Here is a 17,393-nt window from a genome sequence, read left to right on the forward strand (position 1 = left end):
GTTTCACCTTAGCCCAGGATGTCTTCAACAGACTTGCCGCGCTTGGCTGCAATCTCTGCTGGAGTGTTCATTTTGGCCAAACCGTCGAGTGTTGCACGGACCATGTTGTAAGGATTGGTGGAACCATTCGACTTTGCAACAACGTTGGTCACGCCCATCACTTCGAAAATTGCGCGCATCGGGCCGCCGGCGATCACACCGGTACCGTCTTTGGCTGGCGACATCAGAACCGACGACGCGCCGTGCTTGCCGGTCACTGTGTGTTGCAGGGTGCCGTTCTTCAAGGTGACCTTGATCATCTTGCGACGGGCTTCTTCCATTGCCTTCTGCACCGCAACTGGCACTTCCTTCGACTTGCCCTTGCCCATGCCGATACGGCCATCGCCGTCACCAACAACTGCCAGCGCTGCGAAACCCATGATACGACCACCCTTCACCACTTTGGTGACACGGTTGACCGCGATCATTTTTTCGCGCATGCCGTCATCCGGCTTGTCGCTTTGCATTTTAGATTGCATTTTTGCCATGATGATTTTCCTTAGAACTTCAGGCCGGCTTCACGCGCAGCTTCAGCCAACGCCTTGACGCGGCCGTGATAACGGAAACCGGAGCGGTCAAACGCTACTTCGGTGACTCCGGCTTTCAGTGCCTTCTCGGCGACGCGCTTGCCTACCAGTGTCGCGGCAGCAGCGTTGCCGCCCTTGCCCGATTGGCCAGCCAGTTGTTGGCGAACTTCCGCTTCCAACGTCGATGCCGAAGCCAGGACGTTTGCGTCGGGGCCGATGATGCTCGCGTAGATGTGCGTGTTGGTACGATGCACGGCCAGGCGATTGACCTTTAATTCTGCGATCTTGGCACGGGTTTGAGTCGCGCGGCGCAGACGTGATTGTTTCTTGTCCATCGTCAACCCCTATTACTTCTTCTTGGTTTCTTTGAGTACAACCACTTCATCCGAATAACGAACGCCCTTGCCCTTGTAAGGCTCTGGCTGACGATATGCACGGATTTCAGCGGCGACCTGGCCAACTACCTGGCGGTCGATACCCTTGATTAAGATCTCGGTTTGAGTCGGGGTTTCACACTTGATGCCTTGTGGCATCTGGTGAACGATCGGGTGCGAAAAGCCCAGCGACAGATTCAGCTTGTCGCCTTGTGCTTGAGCGCGGAAACCCACACCAACCAAGTTCAGCTTCTTTTCGAAACCCTTAGTGACACCGTTGACCATGTTATTGACCAACGCACGCAGGGTACCGGACATTGCATTCGCTTCGCGGCTGTCATCTGCCACTTCGAAGTTCAGCGTGCCATTGTTGTTTGCAACTTTCACCAGGCCAGTCAATGGCTGGGAAAGCGAGCCCAACGGGCCTTTTACTGTGATCTGCGCTGCAGTAATGGTCGCTTCCGCGCCACCCGGCAGTGCAATCGGCATTTTACCAACACGAGACATATTGCACTCCTTAGGCCACGTAGCAAATCACCTCGCCACCGACACCGGTAGCGCGCGCTTTGCGATCTGTCATGACGCCACGTGGAGTGGAAACGATTGCCACACCCAGGCCGTTCATCACGTTAGGAATCTCGTCTTTGCCTTTGTAGATACGCAGGCCAGGACGCGACACGCGCTCGAGGCGCTCGATAACTGGACGACCGGCGTAGTATTTCAGGCCGATTTTCAGTTCTGCTTTGCCGCCGGCTTCTGCCACGGCGAAGTCTTCGATATAGCCCTCGTCCTTGAGGACGTTAGCAATTGCGATTTTGACTTTCGACGACGGCATTGCTACTGTCGTTTTCTGCACAACTTGCGCATTGCGGATACGGGTCAGCATATCGGCGATAGGATCGCTCATACTCATTGCTTGTTCTCCTATTACCAGCTGGCTTTAGTCAAACCCGGGATTTCACCACGCATGGCGATCTCACGGACCTTAATACGGCCCAAACCGAATTTACGGAATGTGCCACGTGGACGACCTGTCAGTGCGCAACGATTACGTTGGCGGGTCGGAGCAGAGTTACGTGGCAGCGCTTGCAACTTCAGGCGCGCTTCGTAACGTTCTTCTTCCGACTTGGATTGGTCGTCGATGATTGCCTTCAACTCAGCGCGCTTGCCGGCGTATTTCTTCACCAGATCTGCACGCTTTTGTTCACGGTTAATCAGTGCCAGTTTTGCCATGGCAGCCTCAGTTTCTGAACGGGAATTTAAATGCGGCGAGGAGCGATTTCGCTTCGTCGTCGGTCTTCGCGGTTGTCGTGATGCTGATATTCAAGCCACGCAGCGCATCGATTTTGTCGTATTCAATTTCGGGGAAAATGATCTGCTCTTTCACACCGATATTGTAGTTACCACGACCATCGAAAGCACGACCGGAGACACCACGGAAGTCACGCACACGCGGCAGAGCCACGGTGATGAAACGATCCAGGAACTCGTACATCTGGGCGCCACGCAGGGTCACCATGCAACCAATCGGATAGCCTTCACGGATCTTGAAACCCGCGATCGCCTTGCGTGCCTTGGTCACGACCGGCTTTTGACCAGCAATCTTGGTCAAATCGCCGACAGCGTGCTCGATGATTTTCTTATCCGCAACAGCTTCCGACAGACCCATGTTCAATGTGATCTTCAGAATGCGCGGAACTTCCATTACCGACTTATAAGCGTACTTAGCAGTCAAGTCGGCAACGACTTTTTCTTTATAGAACTCTTGGAGACGTGCCATGATCTATTAAACCTTAACAACTTCGCCGCTGGATTTATAAGCACGGACTTTCTTACCGTCCACGCTCTTGTAACCCACGCGATCTGCCTTGCCGGCCGTCGCATTGAACAATGCGAGGTTCGACACATGAATTGGCATCAGCTTATCGACGATGCCGCCAGTTGCACCAGTCATTGGATTAGGCTTGGTCGCTTTTTTAGCGACGTTAATGCCGTCAACAACAACGTAATCAGCGCTGACACGCTGAGTTACCACACCGCGCTTACCTTTGTCTTTGCCGGTCAGCACGATGACTTCATCGTTCTTACGAATCTTTCCCATGACCACTCCTTACAGAACTTCAGGCGCCAGAGAGACGATCTTCATGAAGCGCTCTGTACGCAGCTCACGAGTAACTGGCCCGAAAATACGGGTACCGATAGGCTCAAGCTTGGCGTTCAGCAGAACAGCAGCATTGCTGTCGAACTTGACCAAGGAACCATCCTGACGACGTACGCCCTTGGCGGTACGAACGACGACAGCGTTGTAAATTTCACCTTTTTTGACGCGACCGCGTGGAGCTGCGCTCTTCACGGTAACCTTAATCACGTCACCGATGCCTGCGTAACGGCGCTTGGAACCACCCAAGACTTTGATGCACAAAACTTCGCGCGCACCGGTGTTGTCGGCCACTTCGAGCCGGCTTTCAGTTTGAATCATGATATTTTCTTTCCCAACTTAATCCGCTTAAATCACACAATGTGAATCGCGGTCAGTCTTGGTCCTGTTAGCAAGCGAACCTGCTAGTTAGGGGACGATTAAGCTACGTAACTGCATCTTGCCTCTCAGCTTCGCCAAACACCAAGAAGCAAAGGAGAGCTCAGCATTATGACGCCATAATGCTGAGTAAGCAAGCACTACTTAAACTATTTGTGCCACTTGTACAACGCGTGTCACGCTCCAAGCTTTGGTCTTGGAGATTGGACGACCTTCCTGGATCTCGACGGTGTCGCCAGTCTTCGCCTGGTTGGCCTCATCATGAGCGTGGTACTTGTTGGTACGCACGATGATTTTGCCGTACAGAGGATGCTTGACGTGACGCTCGATCAGAACGGTAACAGTCTTATCCATCTTGTCGGACACAACCTTGCCAATCAGCGTGCGCTTGAGCGCTTGTTTCACTTGATCGTTCATTGTTGACCCTTCGAATTGATGACTGTTTTCACACGTGCGATATCGCGACGTACTTTCTTCAGTTGCGCAGTATTGTTCAGTTGCTGCGTAGCCACTTGCATGCGCAAGCTGAAATGAGCCTTCAACAGCTCGTTCAGTTCTTTGGCCAGAGCCGCTTCGTCTTTACCACGGAGTTCAGATGCTTTCATATTCCGCTCCTATTATTGACCGACTTGACGAACAACAAAAGTCGTCGACAGTGGCAATTTGGCTGCTGCCAAGCGGAACGCTTCACGCGCCAGAGCTTCGTCAACACCATCCATCTCGTACAGCATCTTACCTGGCTGAATTTCAGCCACGTAGTATTCTGGATTACCCTTACCGTTACCCATACGCACTTCAGCAGGCTTTTGGGAAATCGGCTTGTCCGGGAAAACACGGATCCAGATACGACCGCCACGCTTGATGTGACGGGTCATAGCACGACGAGCGGCTTCGATCTGACGCGCCGTGATACGACCACGGCCAACTGCCTTCAGACCAAATTCGCCAAACGATACGGCAGTACCACGCGAGTGCGAGATACCCGTATTGCGACCTTTTTGTTCTTTACGATATTTTCTACGTGCTGGTTGCAGCATGATTATTCTCCTGCTTTCTCAGCCGACACACCGGCATCGGCAGTTTGACGTGGAGCACGCTTGGCACCCGCACCTGCTGGAGCACCGGCGGTCTTCGGACGAGGACGAGCACCTGGCTTGCCATCATCACGACGTGGACCGCGACGCTTCTTGTCGTCTTCTGGCTCACCGACCAACACTGGTGCATCGCCGTTAGCCAGACGATCGCCCTTGTAAACCCAAACCTTGATACCGATGATGCCGTAGGTGGTTTGTGCTTCGCCGAAGCCGTAGTCGATATCAGCGCGCAGGGTGTGCAGAGGCACGCGGCCTTCGCGATACCATTCCTTGCGGGCGATTTCGATGCCGTTCAGACGACCGGACGACATGATCTTGATGCCCTGAGCACCCAGACGCATTGCGTTTTGCATCGCACGCTTCATGGCGCGACGGAACATGATGCGCTTTTCGAGCTGTTGAGCGATCGAATCGGCGATCAGTTGCGCATCGGCTTCCGGCTTGCGGATTTCTTCGATGTTGACGTGCACGGGCACGCCCATCAATTTAGCCAGCGCTGCCTTCAGCACTTCGATGTCTTCACCCTTCTTACCGATCACAACGCCTGGACGGGAGCTGTAAATGGTGATGCGGGCATTCTTCGCCGGACGCTCGATAACGACGCGACCAACCGAAGCGTTCTTCAGTTTTGTCTTCAGGTAAGCACGAACCTTCAGATCTTCGTTGAGCATGCTGGCAAAATTGTTATTGCCTGCATACCAGCGCGATCCCCAGTTACGTGTAACCGCCAGACGGAAACCGGTTGGATGAATCTTCTGTCCCATCGTGACTCCTTAGTTTCCGACAGTCACGTAAATGTGACAGGATTGCTTGGAAATACGATCACCACGGCCTTTTGCACGCGCTGTGAAGCGCTTGAGGACCGTACCTTTTTCCACATAAATAGTCGTGACTTTGAGCTCGTCAATGTCGGCGCCATCATTGTGTTCGGCGTTCGCGATTGCGGACTCCAGAACCTTCTTGATGATGACCGCACCCTTTTTAGGGCTGAAGGCCAAGATATTCAGTGCTTGATCAACTTTTTTGCCGCGGATCAGGTCTGCAACCAGACGGCCCTTCTGGGCCGACAGATGCACACCACGCAGGGTAGCTTTAGTTTCCATCATAGGACCTTATTTCTTAGCCTTCTTATCGGCGGCGTGACCCTTGAACGTACGGGTCAGCGCGAATTCGCCGAGCTTATGACCAACCATGTTTTCGGACACATAAACCGGCACGTGCTGCTTGCCGTTGTGCACCGCGATCGTCAGGCCGATGAAATCCGGCATGATTGTCGAACGACGGGACCATGTCTTGATTGGCTTCTTGTCTTTAGTCGCTTGAGCGGCCTCAACCTTTTTGACCAGGTGAGCGTCGCAGAATGGACCTTTTTTCAATGAACGTGTCATGTTTTATCCTTATTTCTTGCCGCGGCGCGAGACAATCATTGAAGTCGTACGCTTGTTGCTGCGTGTCTTCTTGCCCTTGGTCTGCTGACCCCACGGCGAAACTGGATGACGACCTGCTGCAGTCTTACCTTCACCACCACCGTGCGGGTGATCGACCGGGTTCATGACCACACCACGCACTGTCGGACGAACGCCGCGCCAACGCATGGCACCCGCTTTACCGATCTTGCGCAGATTGTGTTCGCCGTTACCGACTTCACCGATGGTTGCACGGCATTCGATGTGAATGCGGCGCACTTCACCGGAGCGCAGACGCACCTGAGCGTAAGTACCTTCGCGTGCCATCAGCACAACGCCGGCGCCGGCGGTACGAGCGATCTGAGCACCCTTGCCTGGCAACATTTCCACGCAGTGGATTGTTGTACCGACAGGAATGTTGCGGATCGGCAGCGAATTGCCAGCCTTGATCGGCGCTTCCGAGCCGCTGATCAGCTGGTCGCCGACTGCGATGCCCTTGGGAGCGATGATGTACTTGCGTTCGCCGTCTGCGTAGCACAGCAGAGCAATGTGCGCAGTACGGTTCGGGTCGTATTCAATACGCTCGACCTTGGCAACGATACCGTCCTTGTTGCGACGGAAGTCGATAACACGGTAGTGTTGCTTGTGGCCGCCACCGATATGACGGGTGGTGATGTGACCGTTGTTGTTACGACCAGCGGTCTTGGACTTCTTTTCGATCAGGCCGGCAAACGGACGGCCCTTGTACAGGTCGCTGACGACCTTGACCATGCCACGCCGACCAGGCGAGGTTGGCTTAACTTTTACGAGTGCCATTATTTAGCCTCCTCGGTGAAGTTGATCTCTTGACCAGGCTTCAGGCTGACAAATGCGCGACGTGTGTGGTTGCGACGACCAACCGAACGGCCGGAACGTTTTTGCTTACCTTGACGATTCGCGACCTGAACGGACTCCACTTGGACCTTGAACAGCAGTTCGACCGCAGCCTTGACTTCCAGCTTGGTCGCATCTTGCGTCACCAGAAAAACGACTTGCTCGTTTTTCTCGGCGACGAAGGTTGCCTTTTCAGAGATCACCGGCGCCAGCAGCACTTTCAGCAAGCGCTCTTCGCTATGTTTAATTGCGTTCATGCCAGCAACTCCTCAATCTTGGCCAGTGCCTGCTTGGTGATCAGCACTTTCTTGTAGAACACCAGGGAGACCGGATCAGCTTGACGTGGCTCGACAATCAGCACGTTCGGCAGATTGCGCGATGCCAGCAACAGGTTTTCCTCCAGGTTGTCAGTGATGACCAACACGGAATCCAGACCCATGACCTTCAGCTTTTCCGACAGCAGCTTGGTCTTCGGTGCTTCGACCGAGAAATTCTCGACGATCGACAGACGACCTTCGCGAGCCAACTGGGACAGAATCGAGCAGACACCTGCGCGATACATCTTCTTGTTGACCTTGTGCGAGAAGTTTTCGTCAGGCGAGTTCGGGAAAATACGACCACCGCCGCGCCACAGTGGCGACGACGACATACCAGCACGAGCGCGGCCAGTACCCTTTTGGCGCCATGGCTTCTTGGTTGTATGGTGCACTTCTTCACGGTCTTTTTGCTTGCGGTTACCGCTGCGAGCATTGGCTTGATAAGCCACGACGACCTGGTGAATCAGCGCTTCGTTGTAGTCACGACCAAAGATCGTGTCAGGAGCAGCGACGTTCGATGCGGCTTGACCTTGATCATTCAGGAGCTTGAGTTCCATGAATTAGGCTCCCTTCTTGGCTTTAACTTTGACTGCCGGCGACACGACCACTTGGCCGTTCTTCGCGCCTGGCACGGCACCCTTGACCAGCAGCAATTGACGCTCAGCGTCGATGCGTGCGATCTCGAGGTTTTGCACTGTGCAGGTAACGTCACCCAGGTGACCGGTCATGCGCTTACCAGGGAAAACACGACCTGGATCCTGCGCCATACCGATGGAGCCTGGAACATTGTGCGAACGGGAGTTACCGTGGGATGCGCGACCGGATGCGAAGTTGTGGCGCTTGATCGTACCAGCGTAGCCCTTACCGATGGACACGCCTTGCACGTCCACTTTCTGGCCAGCTTCGAACAAGCTTGCAGCGACGACGTCGCCAGCTTTCAACTCGGCAGCCTTGGCTGCGTCAATGCGGAATTCTTTCAGGACGGTACCAGCTTCAACGCCAGCTTTGGCGTAGTGACCGGCAGCAGCTTTAGTCACACGCGAGGCGCGACGCTGACCGTATGCGACCTGAACAGCGGAATAACCATCCACTTCAGGCGTTTTGATTTGGGTCACGCGGTTGTTCGACACATCCAACACGGTCACAGGAATAGAATCCCCGTCTTCCGTGAAGATACGCATCATACCAACCTTGCGACCAACAAGGCCTAGGCTCATTGTTTTTCTCCATTCCCGCCTGCGATTGGGCGGGGCTGATGTTTGTACTACTAAAATATGTGAAATCGCCGAGACAAAAAGCCAGCGCGACTCCACCGAAGCCGATCAGTATAACCGGGTAAATTTTTATTTGCAATACCCGACAGTGTCGTGGTATGTCAAAGCCCTACCCGGTCATACTTTTTACAACACTTGCCGCAAAAGCTTATTGCAGCTTGATTTCTACATCAACGCCAGCCGGCAGATCCAGCTTCATCAATGCATCGACTGTCTTGTCGGTCGGATCAACGATGTCCATCAGGCGTTGGTGCGTGCGGATTTCGAATTGATCGCGCGAAGTCTTGTTGACGTGCGGCGAACGCAGAACGTCGAAACGCTGGATGCGTGTCGGCAGCGGAACCGGACCCTTGACGACGGCGCCGGTGCGCTTTGCGGTGTCGACGATTTCCTGTGCGGATTGGTCGATCAGACGGTAGTCGAATGCCTTCAGGCGGATACGGATTTTTTGGCTAGGAACTGACATGGTTTTCCTTTAAAGAACGAACCGCGGATGACAGCCATCCGCGGCAATGATAAATAACTGCTAGTGAAGCTATTACGCGTCAGGCAGGATCTTGGCAACCACGCCGGCGCCGACGGTACGACCGCCTTCGCGGATCGCGAAGCGCAGACCTTCTTCCATCGCGATCGGGTTGATCAGCATCACGGTGATCGACACGTTGTCGCCTGGCATGACCATTTCCTTGTCCTTCGGCAACTCGATCGAGCCAGTCACGTCCGTGGTACGGAAGTAGAACTGTGGACGATAGTTGTTGAAGAACGGAGTATGACGGCCGCCTTCGTCTTTCGACAACACATAGATCTCGCCGGTGAAGTGCTTGTGCGGCTTGATCGAACCTGGCTTGGCCAACACCTGGCCGCGCTCCACGTCTTCACGCTTGGTGCCGCGCAGCAGCACGCCAACGTTGTCGCCCGCCTGACCTTGGTCCAGCAGCTTGCGGAACATTTCGACGCCGGTGCAAACCGTGTCTTGCGTGTCGCGGATACCGACGATTTGCAGGGCTTCGCCAACCTTGACGATGCCGCGCTCGACGCGACCGGTCACAACCGTACCGCGGCCGGAGATCGAGAACACGTCTTCCACTGGCAGCAGGAAGGCGCCGTCAACAGCACGTTCCGGTGTCGGGATGTAGGTGTCCAGCGCTTCTGCCAGTGCCATGATCGCTTGCTCGCCCAATGGGCCAGTGTCGCCTTCGAGGGCCAGCTTCGCCGAACCCTTGATGATTGGCAGGTCGTCGCCTGGGAATTCGTACTTGGTCAACAGCTCGCGCACTTCCATTTCGACCAGCTCCAGCAGCTCTTCATCATCGACCATGTCGGCCTTGTTCAGGAACACGATGATGTAAGGAACGCCAACTTGACGCGACAGCAGGATGTGTTCGCGGGTTTGCGGCATCGGGCCGTCTGCTGCCGAGCAAACCAGGATCGCGCCGTCCATCTGCGCGGCGCCGGTGATCATGTTCTTCACATAATCGGCGTGGCCTGGGCAGTCAACGTGGGCGTAGTGACGGTTTGCGGTTTCGTATTCGACGTGCGCGGTGTTGATCGTGATGCCGCGTGCCTTTTCTTCCGGCGCTGCGTCAATTTGATCGTAGGCCTTCGCTTCGCCGCCGAATTTCTTCGACAACACGGTCGCGATTGCGGCTGTCAGTGTGGTCTTGCCGTGGTCAACGTGACCAATCGTGCCAACGTTCACGTGCGGCTTGGTCCGCTCGAATTTACCTTTTGCCATTTTGCATTTCCTTCAGAAAGAACGATTTTCTCAACAATTAAAAGCGCATCCCCTGCCAACGCAGGGAATGCGCAAAACTAAATTACTTGGCCTTGGAAGTAACGATCGCGTCGATGACGTTCTTCGGCGCTTCGGAGTAGTGCTTGAATTCCATCGAATATGTCGCACGACCTTGTGTTGCCGAACGCAACGAAGTCGAGTAACCGAACATTTCCGACAGCGGCACTTCGGCCTTGATGATCTTGCCGCCACCGCCGGCGATTTCATCCATGCCTTGCACCATACCGCGGCGGGACGACAGATCGCCCATCACGGTACCGGCGTAGTCTTCCGGTGTTTCAACTTCAACGGCCATCATTGGCTCCAGAATGACCGGGCTGGCTTTACGGCAACCATCCTTGAACGCCATCGAACCGGCCATGCGGAACGCATTTTCGTTCGAGTCGACATCATGGTAGGAACCGAAGAACAGGGTAACCTTGACGTCAACCACTGGATAACCGGCCAACACGCCGGAGTTCAGTGTTTCACGCACACCCTTTTCAACTGCAGGGATGAATTCGCGAGGAACGGTACCGCCCTTGATCGCGTCAACGAATTCGAAGCCCTTGCCCGGTTCTTGCGGCTCGATCTTCAAGACCACGTGACCGTACTGACCACGACCACCGGATTGCTTGACGAACTTGCCTTCGATTTCTTCGCAAGTCTTGCGGATGGTTTCGCGGTAAGCAACTTGTGGCTTGCCGACGGTCGCTTCAACGTTGAATTCACGCTTCATGCGGTCGACGATAATGTCCAGATGCAACTCGCCCATACCGGCGATAATCGTTTGACCCGATTCTTCGTCGGTACGCACGCGGAACGATGGATCTTCAGCAGCCAGACGGTTCAGCGCCAGGCCCATCTTTTCCTGGTCGGCCTTGGTCTTTGGCTCGACAGCTTGCGAAATCACAGGCTCAGGGAAGACCATGCGTTCCAGCACGACCACAGCCTTGTCGTCGCACAGGGTGTCGCCGGTTGTGGTGTCTTTCAGACCGACCACGGCAGCGATGTCGCCTGCCAGCATTTCCTTGATTTCTTCACGTTGGTTGGCGTGCATCTGAACGATACGGCCAATACGCTCTTTCTTCGACTTCACCGAGTTGAACACGGTGTCGCCCGAATTCAGGGTGCCCGAGTAGCAACGGATGAAGCACAGCTGACCGACGAACGGGTCGGTTGCAATCTTGAATGCCAGCGCCGAGAACTTCTCGGTGTCTTCCGCTTTACGCACAACCGGCTCGTCGTCTTCATCCAGACCCGGAACAGGCGGAATATCGACCGGCGACGGCAGGTATTCAATCACGCCGTCCAACATGGCTTGCACGCCCTTGTTCTTGAACGCGGTGCCGCACATCATCGGAACGATTTCGCTGGCGATGGTGCGCTGACGGATCGCAGCCTTGATCTCTTCTTCGCTCAGATCGCCGTCTTCCAGGTACTTGTTCATCAGTTCTTCGGATGCTTCAGCAGCCGCTTCGACCATGTTCTCGCGCCATTTTTGAGCTTCTGCCTTCAAATGCTCAGGAATGTCACGGTAGTCGAACTTCATGCCCTGGCTGGCGTCATCCCAGTAAATCGCGCGCATCTTGACCAGATCGATCACGCCTTCGAAGTTGTCTTCGGCGCCGATAGGCACTTGCATCGGGATCGGGTTGGCCTTCAGGCGGGCACGCATCTGATCGTACACCTTGAAGAAATTCGCGCCGGTACGGTCCATCTTGTTGACGAATGCCAGACGTGGAACCTTGTACTTGTTCGCTTGACGCCAGACTGTTTCCGACTGCGGCTGAACGCCGCCGACCGCACAGTAGACCATGCAGGCGCCGTCGAGCACGCGCATCGAACGCTCAACTTCAATCGTGAAGTCAACGTGGCCCGGGGTGTCGATGATGTTGATGTGGTGGGCCGGGAAGTTGTTCGCCATGCCCTTCCAGAAACAGGTCGTCGCAGCCGAGGTAATGGTGATACCGCGCTCTTGCTCTTGTTCCATCCAGTCCATGGTGGCGGCGCCATCATGCACTTCACCGATCTTGTGGTTCACGCCCGTGTAGAACAGAACGCGCTCAGTCGTCGTTGTCTTACCGGCGTCAATGTGAGCGGAAATACCGATGTTGCGGTAGCGCTCAATGGGGGTCTTGCGAGCCATGATTTATTCCTAAGTCTTTAATGCGCGAAACCGAGCGCCATTTTTGTAAAATAGTCGCTCGGCTCGAACAAATTTTAGATACAAGCGAAGCCTTTCCAAAAAACCCGGAAAGCCCCGCACAGTCTTGTTAGAAGCGGAAGTGCGAGAACGCCTTGTTCGCTTCGGCCATACGGTGAACTTCATCACGCTTCTTCATCGCACCGCCACGGCCTTCAGCCGCTTCGATCAACTCGCCACCCAGACGTTGCGGCATGGACTTTTCGCTACGCTTGTTTGCGGCTTCGCGCAACCAACGCATCGACAACGCCATACGGCGGACAGGACGCACTTCCACCGGAACCTGGTAGTTGGCGCCGCCGACGCGGCGGGACTTCACTTCGACCAGCGGCTTGCAGTTGTTCAGTGCAGCGGAGAACACTTCCAGCGGGTCTTTACCGGTTTTGGTTTGGATATGGTCGAACGCACCGTAGATGATGTTTTCAGCGACCGACTTCTTGCCGGACAACATCAACACGTTGACGAACTTAGCAACTTCAACATTGCCGAACTTTGGATCAGGCAGGATATCCCGCTTGGGTACTTCACGACGACGTGGCATTTCAATTCCTTTCAGTCTTCAGTTGAGCGCGCAGATAAATTCTTGCCGCACTCGCGGACGGCCATCATAGCCAACCACTTACTCGGTCCGTTACGGACCGACACATTTCACCAGGCTTGCACCCGACAAAAAACAATTACTTCTTAGCTGCCTTGGCGCGCTTGGCACCGTACTTCGAGCGAGCCTGCTTACGATCCTTGACGCCTTGGGTATCCAGAGCACCGCGAACCATGTGGTAACGCACACCCGGCAAATCCTTCACACGGCCGCCGCGCAGCAGCACGACACTATGTTCTTGCAGGTTGTGGCCTTCACCACCGATGTACGAAATCACTTCGAAGCCGTTGGTCAAACGCACTTTTGCAACTTTACGCAAAGCGGAGTTTGGCTTTTTAGGAGTCGTTGTGTAAACGCGGGTACATACGCCGCGTTTTTGCGGGCTGTTTTCCAGCGCCGGCGATTTGCTTTTCACGATCGCGGAGACGCGTGGATTGCGAATCAATTGATTGATGGTTGGCATCGTTTTATATCCAACAAAATTTACGACGTTAATAACATTAATTCCAGGAACGGTTGCTTGGAATTAAACAAGAAACTTGCACGAAAGAAACCTGTGCATACCGATTTTAGAGAAAACGAGAGAAGCGCCGAAGAAAGCCGGAAGCAGACCAAAGAACGCTTAAGCTCAGGAGAGCCCAAATTCGAGAACTCGCGAGTATATGCCTGAAACGCAAAAGGGTCAAGGGCAGCTCCCTGCGCCCTGACCCCCGTGACCGTTTTACGACGTTTTTGCCGCTTTCTTAATCAACCCGGACCAAAATTACGAAGTCTTTGCCAGATTGGTAACAATATTGCGCCAGGTTGTCGTCTCTTCCTTGTTGCGATCCCGGCGTGAGAAAAAGTTGACAACCTGCTCACCCTTGGCGTCGTAGAACTCCACCGAAGTGATCACGCCATCCTTGGCCGGACGCTTGACCACCCAGCCGCGGTCAATGCCGGCCTGGCGCAAATGCAGGTTGAAATCCGGATCCAGCACGTTGTACCACTCTTCAGTCGCCTTCACTTTCGTGATCTTGCCGCTGAAGATCTGCGTCATGCCAAGATTGCTCACGAACACCATGATCGGCTGCCCTTGCCTGGCTGCGCTGTCGAGCAGGGTCTGCACCGACTGTGCACTGATGCGATAGGCGGCGTCCTTGCCGATCAGGTCCAGCGCCTGCTCGCGCGTAATGCCCAGATCCTTGAGCAGGCGCGGGAATTCATGCACGTCGCTGAGCTCGTTCCAGGTGTCGCGCAGCTCCTTGACGTCGACTTCGCCATTAGGTTTCCTGACGACCTTGGCCGGCGCCTTGTCGACGCTCAGATACGCCAATTGCTCCGGCGCCTTGAAGTCGGCGACCAGTTTGTCGAATGCCGCCACGCCGGCTTCGTTGTCGAGATACACCTTGTTCACCGCGTTGCCGTGCACGTCGAAGAATTGCAGACTGCGACTTGTCTTGCCTTCGCGGCCGGGCTGCACCACGGCGAACGCCGAACGCCATTGGTCGGCGCCGAAACGCAGGTCGATCGGACCACCGGCAAATCCGGTGCCCGGAATCACGCGGCCGTCTGCATTGAGCTTGGCCTGAGTGACCGTACCGACGCGCTCCAGCACGGCATTGTCATTGCGTGTAATCGCCTTGATCTGACCGAGCTCATGCAACCGATCGTACACCGCCTTGTAGGCCGGGCCGCCATCGCGCAAACGGGTCACGCCCTTGCCGACATTGGTCGTCACCAGTTCGGCTTCCGAGACGTTCAGTTTCTGCGCGGCGTCGCGCGGTTGCAGTTTGGGCTGCTCCACACGCAATGCCGACCAGCGTTCGGCCAGGGTGCTGTTCGGCGTGGTCGAGCACGCCGCGATGCTGATGGCGCCTGCAGCCAGCAGCATTACGCCCAATTTGGTGTATTTCATTTCTTACCTCTTTTCGGTTAAGTGGTTTTCAGCGGTTGACGAGTGATCAGTATTCGAACTTCATGCTGACGTTGAAGCTGCGGCCAGGTTCGGTGTAGGCGTCCTTGTTGGTTGCACTGTCAAGCAGCGACAAGCCGCGTATGTCGGTCCAGTTCCAGTACTTGCGATCGAACAGGTTGCGAATGCCGGCGTACAGCACGGCGTTCTTGCTGAAACGATAGCCCGAGCTCAGATCCATGACGAAGAACGACGGCGAGACGAAGTTGGTCGGCGTCGCGATGTCTTCTTTTTTCTTGACGGCGTTATAGACGATATCGCTTTGCACGAACCACACCTGGCTCGGTTCGTAGCGCACGCCGGCAACCACCGACAACGGCGCCACCGATTCCAGCCCGGTCTTCTTCCCGGTCCGGTCGGTTGTGGTTCCCTTGGTGTAGGCGAAGCCGGTCTTCAGCGAGATGCCGTTTTCCATGCGCCAGTCGAGACGTCCTTCAAAGCCGTGGATGGATGCTTTGGCTGCATTCACGTATTGGAAGATGGTCGGGTTGAGCACCGTACCGGCACCCGCCACGGACACTGAGTCGATGAAATTGCGATACTCGCCGGCATAAGCCGCCGTGCTGTAGCTGAACAGCCCGGCCGACGTCGGCAACTTGCCGCGGAAACCGATTTCGTAGGAGTTGCTGGTCTCAGGCTTGAGGGCAGGATTGGCAATCTGCGAATAGCCCTGCGAGGCATTGTTGAAATAGGAGTTGACCTCATGCGGCGACGGCGAACGGAAGCCGCGCGCATATTGCACGTACGGTGCGAACGCCGGTGCGACTTCGTAGATGAAGGCCAGGCGCGGCGAGAACGCACTGTCCTTGCTGGTTGACGCCGGCTGCTTGTTGGCGATGGCCTGCGCGTCATATTTGGCGCTTGCTTCCGGTTTGATCTTGTAGGCGTCGTAACGCAGGCCCGGGACGATGCTCAATGCACCGATGCGCATGTCGTCCTGCACGTAGGAACCAAACACGCTGTATTCAGTTTTCGGAAAGTACTCGCAATACTGCGTGCCGGTGCAGGTAGTCCAGCCGGTGCCGGATGCCGCCATTTGCAACTTGGCCACGCTGAGGTCGACGCCGTAAGTCAGCTTGTGCTTGACGACTCCGGTATTGAAGCCGCTCTCGGCCAGCACGCCGCCGCCGAAGATGTCGTCCTGGTAGCTGATGTCACGAAAACGCGGACGCGTCGGCGCGGCGCCGTTTTCAAAGGAGTACTGCTTCGTCTTCGAATCGCGGTAGTAGATATTGGCGCGCAGTTTCTGGAAGACCGGGTTGTTCGCATCGTCGTGTTCATATTGCAGCTGCAGCTTGTTGCTCTTGACGTCGCTGGTGCTTTGATAGCCGGTGATGGTCGGCGCCGCGACTGCGGACAGGCTGTCGCCGCGCAACTTGTTTTCCACCGTTTCGAAACTCAGCTTGAAGACGTTGCGCGGATCAATCTTGAACACCAGCTTGCCCAGCGCCGAGCGATTGTTGTAGGTCAGCGGATCGGCCTTCGTGCGCGCGGCGCCGGTACCGCCGACGCTGCCGTTGGTTTCGGTCTCGTTACCGTGACGCGCGTTCAGCACCAGCATGCCTTGCATGCGATCGTTGCCGAACGCCATGGTGCCGGTCGCGCCGTAACTGCTGTCGCTGGAATCGTAGGAAGGACGCAACGCAAAGTAGCTGCTCTTGCCGAAGACGTTAAGCAGGTCTTGCGGATCCTTGGTGACGAAGTTGACCACGCCGGTCAGGCCGTCGCTGCCGTACATGGACGACGCCGGACCGCGCAGGATTTCGATGCGTTGATACAGATCGGTGTCGGTATAGGCGCCGCGACCGGCGCTCAATGTGCCCTGGCTGAATGCGCGCGGCAAGGCCACGCCATCTTCCAGCAGCATGACGCGATTGCCTTCCAGGCCGCGGATATTGATGCCTTCGTTGCCGCCGCGCCCCATGGTGGCCGACGCACCGGTCACGCCGCCGACGCGATATACCGAGCGGCGCACTTCCACGCCCGGTTCATAGCGCAGGGCATCCTTGATGTCCTTGGCGTTTTGTTGTTCAAGTTCTTCGGCGGTGATTACCGAGACGGTCGCCGCGACACGGTTCAGGTCACTGTCGACGCCGCGCGTGGCGGTGACGGTGATTTCATCCAGCGGGCGATTCAGCGCCGCCAGTTGTTGCGTGGTTTGTGGTGCGGCTTGTTGTGCAATAGCGGGCGCCATCGCCCATTGTTGCAGCACGACGGCCGTCGCCAGGACGAGTTTTTTCTTGCATAGCTTCATGGTAACCATTCCCCTGAGTGAGTTCGGTTACTGGCATGTTGCTAGCTGGCTACCTGGATATTAATACGAGATTTTTTACCTGCCTCGCGACGACCGTACCGCTGCATGTTGATCGCGCAGAGTCGTTTTGTTGTGGTCGCGCGCGCCGTCCGGTCCGATGAAACTGG

Annotated in this window: 25 protein-coding genes; all 25 read right to left on the reverse strand. The window is 55.6% G+C overall.

Going from position 1 to position 17,393, the window contains the following annotated elements; all coding sequences use genetic code 11:
* Nucleotides 1–8: 8 nt before the first annotated feature.
* Nucleotides 9–527 (reverse strand): 30S ribosomal protein S5, encoded by a 519-nt coding sequence (gene rpsE, locus DXT88_RS22170; protein ID WP_016836024.1) that lies wholly within the window; start codon nt 525–527, stop codon nt 9–11.
* A gap of 11 nt (nt 528–538) precedes the next feature.
* Nucleotides 539–901 carry a 50S ribosomal protein L18 gene (rplR, locus tag DXT88_RS22175; RefSeq protein ID WP_016836025.1) on the reverse strand — a complete coding sequence of 121 codons (363 nt, stop codon included), beginning with the start codon at nt 899–901 and terminating at the stop codon, nt 539–541.
* Between the two features lie 12 nt (nt 902–913).
* Nucleotides 914–1,447, reverse strand: coding sequence for a 50S ribosomal protein L6 (gene rplF / locus DXT88_RS22180; RefSeq protein ID WP_016836026.1), 534 nt, complete (start codon nt 1,445–1,447; stop codon nt 914–916).
* 10 nt (nt 1,448–1,457) lie between these two features.
* The gene (gene rpsH / locus DXT88_RS22185; RefSeq protein WP_007875335.1) at nt 1,458–1,853 is read right to left on the reverse strand and encodes a 30S ribosomal protein S8; all 396 of its coding nucleotides are present in this window, start codon (nt 1,851–1,853) and stop codon (nt 1,458–1,460) included.
* A gap of 14 nt (nt 1,854–1,867) precedes the next feature.
* Nucleotides 1,868–2,173, reverse strand: coding sequence for a 30S ribosomal protein S14 (rpsN, locus tag DXT88_RS22190; protein ID WP_007875333.1), 306 nt, complete (start codon nt 2,171–2,173; stop codon nt 1,868–1,870).
* 7 nt (nt 2,174–2,180) lie between these two features.
* Nucleotides 2,181–2,720, reverse strand: coding sequence for a 50S ribosomal protein L5 (gene rplE, locus DXT88_RS22195; protein WP_016836027.1), 540 nt, complete (start codon nt 2,718–2,720; stop codon nt 2,181–2,183).
* Between the two features lie 6 nt (nt 2,721–2,726).
* The gene (rplX, locus tag DXT88_RS22200) at nt 2,727–3,041 is read right to left on the reverse strand and encodes a 50S ribosomal protein L24 (protein ID WP_016836028.1); all 315 of its coding nucleotides are present in this window, start codon (nt 3,039–3,041) and stop codon (nt 2,727–2,729) included.
* Between the two features lie 9 nt (nt 3,042–3,050).
* Complete coding sequence (gene rplN, locus DXT88_RS22205) at nt 3,051–3,419, reverse strand: 50S ribosomal protein L14 (protein ID WP_016836029.1); 369 nt, start codon at nt 3,417–3,419, stop codon at nt 3,051–3,053.
* Between the two features lie 201 nt (nt 3,420–3,620).
* Entirely contained in the window at nt 3,621–3,893 is a 273-nt protein-coding gene (gene rpsQ / locus DXT88_RS22210) for a 30S ribosomal protein S17 (protein WP_016836030.1), read from the reverse strand.
* A complete protein-coding gene (gene rpmC / locus DXT88_RS22215) occupies nt 3,890–4,081 on the reverse strand; it encodes a 50S ribosomal protein L29 (RefSeq protein WP_016836031.1) in 192 nt (63 codons plus the stop codon). The genes rpsQ and rpmC overlap by 4 nt, the downstream gene beginning before the upstream one ends.
* Nucleotides 4,082–4,093: 12 nt before the next feature.
* Nucleotides 4,094–4,513 (reverse strand): 50S ribosomal protein L16, encoded by a 420-nt coding sequence (gene rplP / locus DXT88_RS22220; protein ID WP_007875315.1) that lies wholly within the window; start codon nt 4,511–4,513, stop codon nt 4,094–4,096.
* A gap of 2 nt (nt 4,514–4,515) precedes the next feature.
* Nucleotides 4,516–5,334 (reverse strand): 30S ribosomal protein S3, encoded by an 819-nt coding sequence (gene rpsC / locus DXT88_RS22225; RefSeq protein ID WP_016836032.1) that lies wholly within the window; start codon nt 5,332–5,334, stop codon nt 4,516–4,518.
* A gap of 9 nt (nt 5,335–5,343) precedes the next feature.
* Nucleotides 5,344–5,676: a 50S ribosomal protein L22 gene (gene rplV / locus DXT88_RS22230; protein WP_016836033.1), complete on the reverse strand. Its 333-nt coding sequence runs from the start codon at nt 5,674–5,676 to the stop codon at nt 5,344–5,346.
* A gap of 6 nt (nt 5,677–5,682) precedes the next feature.
* Nucleotides 5,683–5,958: a 30S ribosomal protein S19 gene (gene rpsS, locus DXT88_RS22235; protein ID WP_007875308.1), complete on the reverse strand. Its 276-nt coding sequence runs from the start codon at nt 5,956–5,958 to the stop codon at nt 5,683–5,685.
* A gap of 9 nt (nt 5,959–5,967) precedes the next feature.
* On the reverse strand, nt 5,968–6,792 hold the full coding sequence (rplB, locus tag DXT88_RS22240) for a 50S ribosomal protein L2 (protein ID WP_265216066.1): 825 nt from the start codon (nt 6,790–6,792) through the stop codon (nt 5,968–5,970).
* Nucleotides 6,792–7,106 (reverse strand): 50S ribosomal protein L23, encoded by a 315-nt coding sequence (rplW, locus tag DXT88_RS22245; RefSeq protein WP_016836036.1) that lies wholly within the window; start codon nt 7,104–7,106, stop codon nt 6,792–6,794. The genes rplB and rplW overlap by 1 nt, the downstream gene beginning before the upstream one ends.
* A complete protein-coding gene (gene rplD / locus DXT88_RS22250) occupies nt 7,103–7,723 on the reverse strand; it encodes a 50S ribosomal protein L4 (RefSeq protein ID WP_016836037.1) in 621 nt (206 codons plus the stop codon). Before rplD ends, rplW begins: the two co-directional genes overlap by 4 nt.
* 3 nt (nt 7,724–7,726) lie before the next feature.
* Nucleotides 7,727–8,383, reverse strand: a complete 657-nt coding sequence (gene rplC, locus DXT88_RS22255) for a 50S ribosomal protein L3 (RefSeq protein WP_053200846.1) — start codon at nt 8,381–8,383, stop codon at nt 7,727–7,729.
* Nucleotides 8,384–8,588: 205 nt separating this feature from the next.
* Nucleotides 8,589–8,906, reverse strand: a complete 318-nt coding sequence (gene rpsJ / locus DXT88_RS22260) for a 30S ribosomal protein S10 (protein ID WP_016836039.1) — start codon at nt 8,904–8,906, stop codon at nt 8,589–8,591.
* Between the two features lie 72 nt (nt 8,907–8,978).
* Nucleotides 8,979–10,175: an elongation factor Tu gene (tuf, locus tag DXT88_RS22265; protein WP_016836040.1), complete on the reverse strand. Its 1,197-nt coding sequence runs from the start codon at nt 10,173–10,175 to the stop codon at nt 8,979–8,981.
* 82 nt (nt 10,176–10,257) lie between these two features.
* Nucleotides 10,258–12,363 carry an elongation factor G gene (fusA, locus tag DXT88_RS22270; protein WP_016836041.1) on the reverse strand — a complete coding sequence of 702 codons (2,106 nt, stop codon included), beginning with the start codon at nt 12,361–12,363 and terminating at the stop codon, nt 10,258–10,260.
* A 127-nt stretch (nt 12,364–12,490) separates the two neighbouring features.
* Nucleotides 12,491–12,961 carry a 30S ribosomal protein S7 gene (gene rpsG, locus DXT88_RS22275; protein WP_016836042.1) on the reverse strand — a complete coding sequence of 157 codons (471 nt, stop codon included), beginning with the start codon at nt 12,959–12,961 and terminating at the stop codon, nt 12,491–12,493.
* Between the two features lie 136 nt (nt 12,962–13,097).
* Complete coding sequence (gene rpsL, locus DXT88_RS22280) at nt 13,098–13,481, reverse strand: 30S ribosomal protein S12 (RefSeq protein WP_016836043.1); 384 nt, start codon at nt 13,479–13,481, stop codon at nt 13,098–13,100.
* Between the two features lie 300 nt (nt 13,482–13,781).
* Nucleotides 13,782–14,915 (reverse strand): hemin-degrading factor, encoded by a 1,134-nt coding sequence (locus DXT88_RS22285; RefSeq protein WP_265216067.1) that lies wholly within the window; start codon nt 14,913–14,915, stop codon nt 13,782–13,784.
* Nucleotides 14,916–14,961: 46 nt separating this feature from the next.
* Nucleotides 14,962–17,226, reverse strand: coding sequence for a TonB-dependent hemoglobin/transferrin/lactoferrin family receptor (locus DXT88_RS22290; protein ID WP_265216068.1), 2,265 nt, complete (start codon nt 17,224–17,226; stop codon nt 14,962–14,964).
* Nucleotides 17,227–17,393: the final 167 nt, after the last annotated feature.

The organism is Herbaspirillum lusitanum (genome assembly GCF_026127345.1).
GTDB lineage: Bacteria > Pseudomonadota > Gammaproteobacteria > Burkholderiales > Burkholderiaceae_D > Herbaspirillum > Herbaspirillum lusitanum.

What these genes read in the sequence shown, in the direction of transcription:
- rpsG (WP_016836042.1), bottom strand. Translation starts at nt 12,961, where the DNA reads ATGCCACGTCGTCGTGAAGTACCCAAGCGGGATATCCTGCCTGATCCA.
- rplX (WP_016836028.1), bottom strand. Translation starts at nt 3,041, where the DNA reads ATGGGAAAGATTCGTAAGAACGATGAAGTCATCGTGCTGACCGGCAAA.
- rplW (WP_016836036.1), bottom strand. Translation starts at nt 7,106, where the DNA reads ATGAACGCAATTAAACATAGCGAAGAGCGCTTGCTGAAAGTGCTGCTG.
- DXT88_RS22290 (WP_265216068.1), bottom strand. Translation starts at nt 17,226, where the DNA reads ATGAAGCTATGCAAGAAAAAACTCGTCCTGGCGACGGCCGTCGTGCTG.
- rpmC (WP_016836031.1), bottom strand. Translation starts at nt 4,081, where the DNA reads ATGAAAGCATCTGAACTCCGTGGTAAAGACGAAGCGGCTCTGGCCAAA.
- rplR (WP_016836025.1), bottom strand. Translation starts at nt 901, where the DNA reads ATGGACAAGAAACAATCACGTCTGCGCCGCGCGACTCAAACCCGTGCC.
- rplN (WP_016836029.1), bottom strand. Translation starts at nt 3,419, where the DNA reads ATGATTCAAACTGAAAGCCGGCTCGAAGTGGCCGACAACACCGGTGCG.
- rpsE (WP_016836024.1), bottom strand. Translation starts at nt 527, where the DNA reads ATGGCAAAAATGCAATCTAAAATGCAAAGCGACAAGCCGGATGACGGC.
- rpsQ (WP_016836030.1), bottom strand. Translation starts at nt 3,893, where the DNA reads ATGAACGATCAAGTGAAACAAGCGCTCAAGCGCACGCTGATTGGCAAG.
- rplD (WP_016836037.1), bottom strand. Translation starts at nt 7,723, where the DNA reads ATGGAACTCAAGCTCCTGAATGATCAAGGTCAAGCCGCATCGAACGTC.
- rpsC (WP_016836032.1), bottom strand. Translation starts at nt 5,334, where the DNA reads ATGGGACAGAAGATTCATCCAACCGGTTTCCGTCTGGCGGTTACACGT.
- tuf (WP_016836040.1), bottom strand. Translation starts at nt 10,175, where the DNA reads ATGGCAAAAGGTAAATTCGAGCGGACCAAGCCGCACGTGAACGTTGGC.
- rplV (WP_016836033.1), bottom strand. Translation starts at nt 5,676, where the DNA reads ATGATGGAAACTAAAGCTACCCTGCGTGGTGTGCATCTGTCGGCCCAG.
- rpsH (WP_007875335.1), bottom strand. Translation starts at nt 1,853, where the DNA reads ATGAGTATGAGCGATCCTATCGCCGATATGCTGACCCGTATCCGCAAT.
- rplF (WP_016836026.1), bottom strand. Translation starts at nt 1,447, where the DNA reads ATGTCTCGTGTTGGTAAAATGCCGATTGCACTGCCGGGTGGCGCGGAA.
- rpsN (WP_007875333.1), bottom strand. Translation starts at nt 2,173, where the DNA reads ATGGCAAAACTGGCACTGATTAACCGTGAACAAAAGCGTGCAGATCTG.
- DXT88_RS22285 (WP_265216067.1), bottom strand. Translation starts at nt 14,915, where the DNA reads ATGAAATACACCAAATTGGGCGTAATGCTGCTGGCTGCAGGCGCCATC.
- rplP (WP_007875315.1), bottom strand. Translation starts at nt 4,513, where the DNA reads ATGCTGCAACCAGCACGTAGAAAATATCGTAAAGAACAAAAAGGTCGC.
- rpsL (WP_016836043.1), bottom strand. Translation starts at nt 13,481, where the DNA reads ATGCCAACCATCAATCAATTGATTCGCAATCCACGCGTCTCCGCGATC.
- rpsS (WP_007875308.1), bottom strand. Translation starts at nt 5,958, where the DNA reads ATGACACGTTCATTGAAAAAAGGTCCATTCTGCGACGCTCACCTGGTC.
- rplC (WP_053200846.1), bottom strand. Translation starts at nt 8,383, where the DNA reads ATGAGCCTAGGCCTTGTTGGTCGCAAGGTTGGTATGATGCGTATCTTC.
- rplB (WP_265216066.1), bottom strand. Translation starts at nt 6,792, where the DNA reads ATGGCACTCGTAAAAGTTAAGCCAACCTCGCCTGGTCGGCGTGGCATG.
- rpsJ (WP_016836039.1), bottom strand. Translation starts at nt 8,906, where the DNA reads ATGTCAGTTCCTAGCCAAAAAATCCGTATCCGCCTGAAGGCATTCGAC.
- rplE (WP_016836027.1), bottom strand. Translation starts at nt 2,720, where the DNA reads ATGGCACGTCTCCAAGAGTTCTATAAAGAAAAAGTCGTTGCCGACTTG.
- fusA (WP_016836041.1), bottom strand. Translation starts at nt 12,363, where the DNA reads ATGGCTCGCAAGACCCCCATTGAGCGCTACCGCAACATCGGTATTTCC.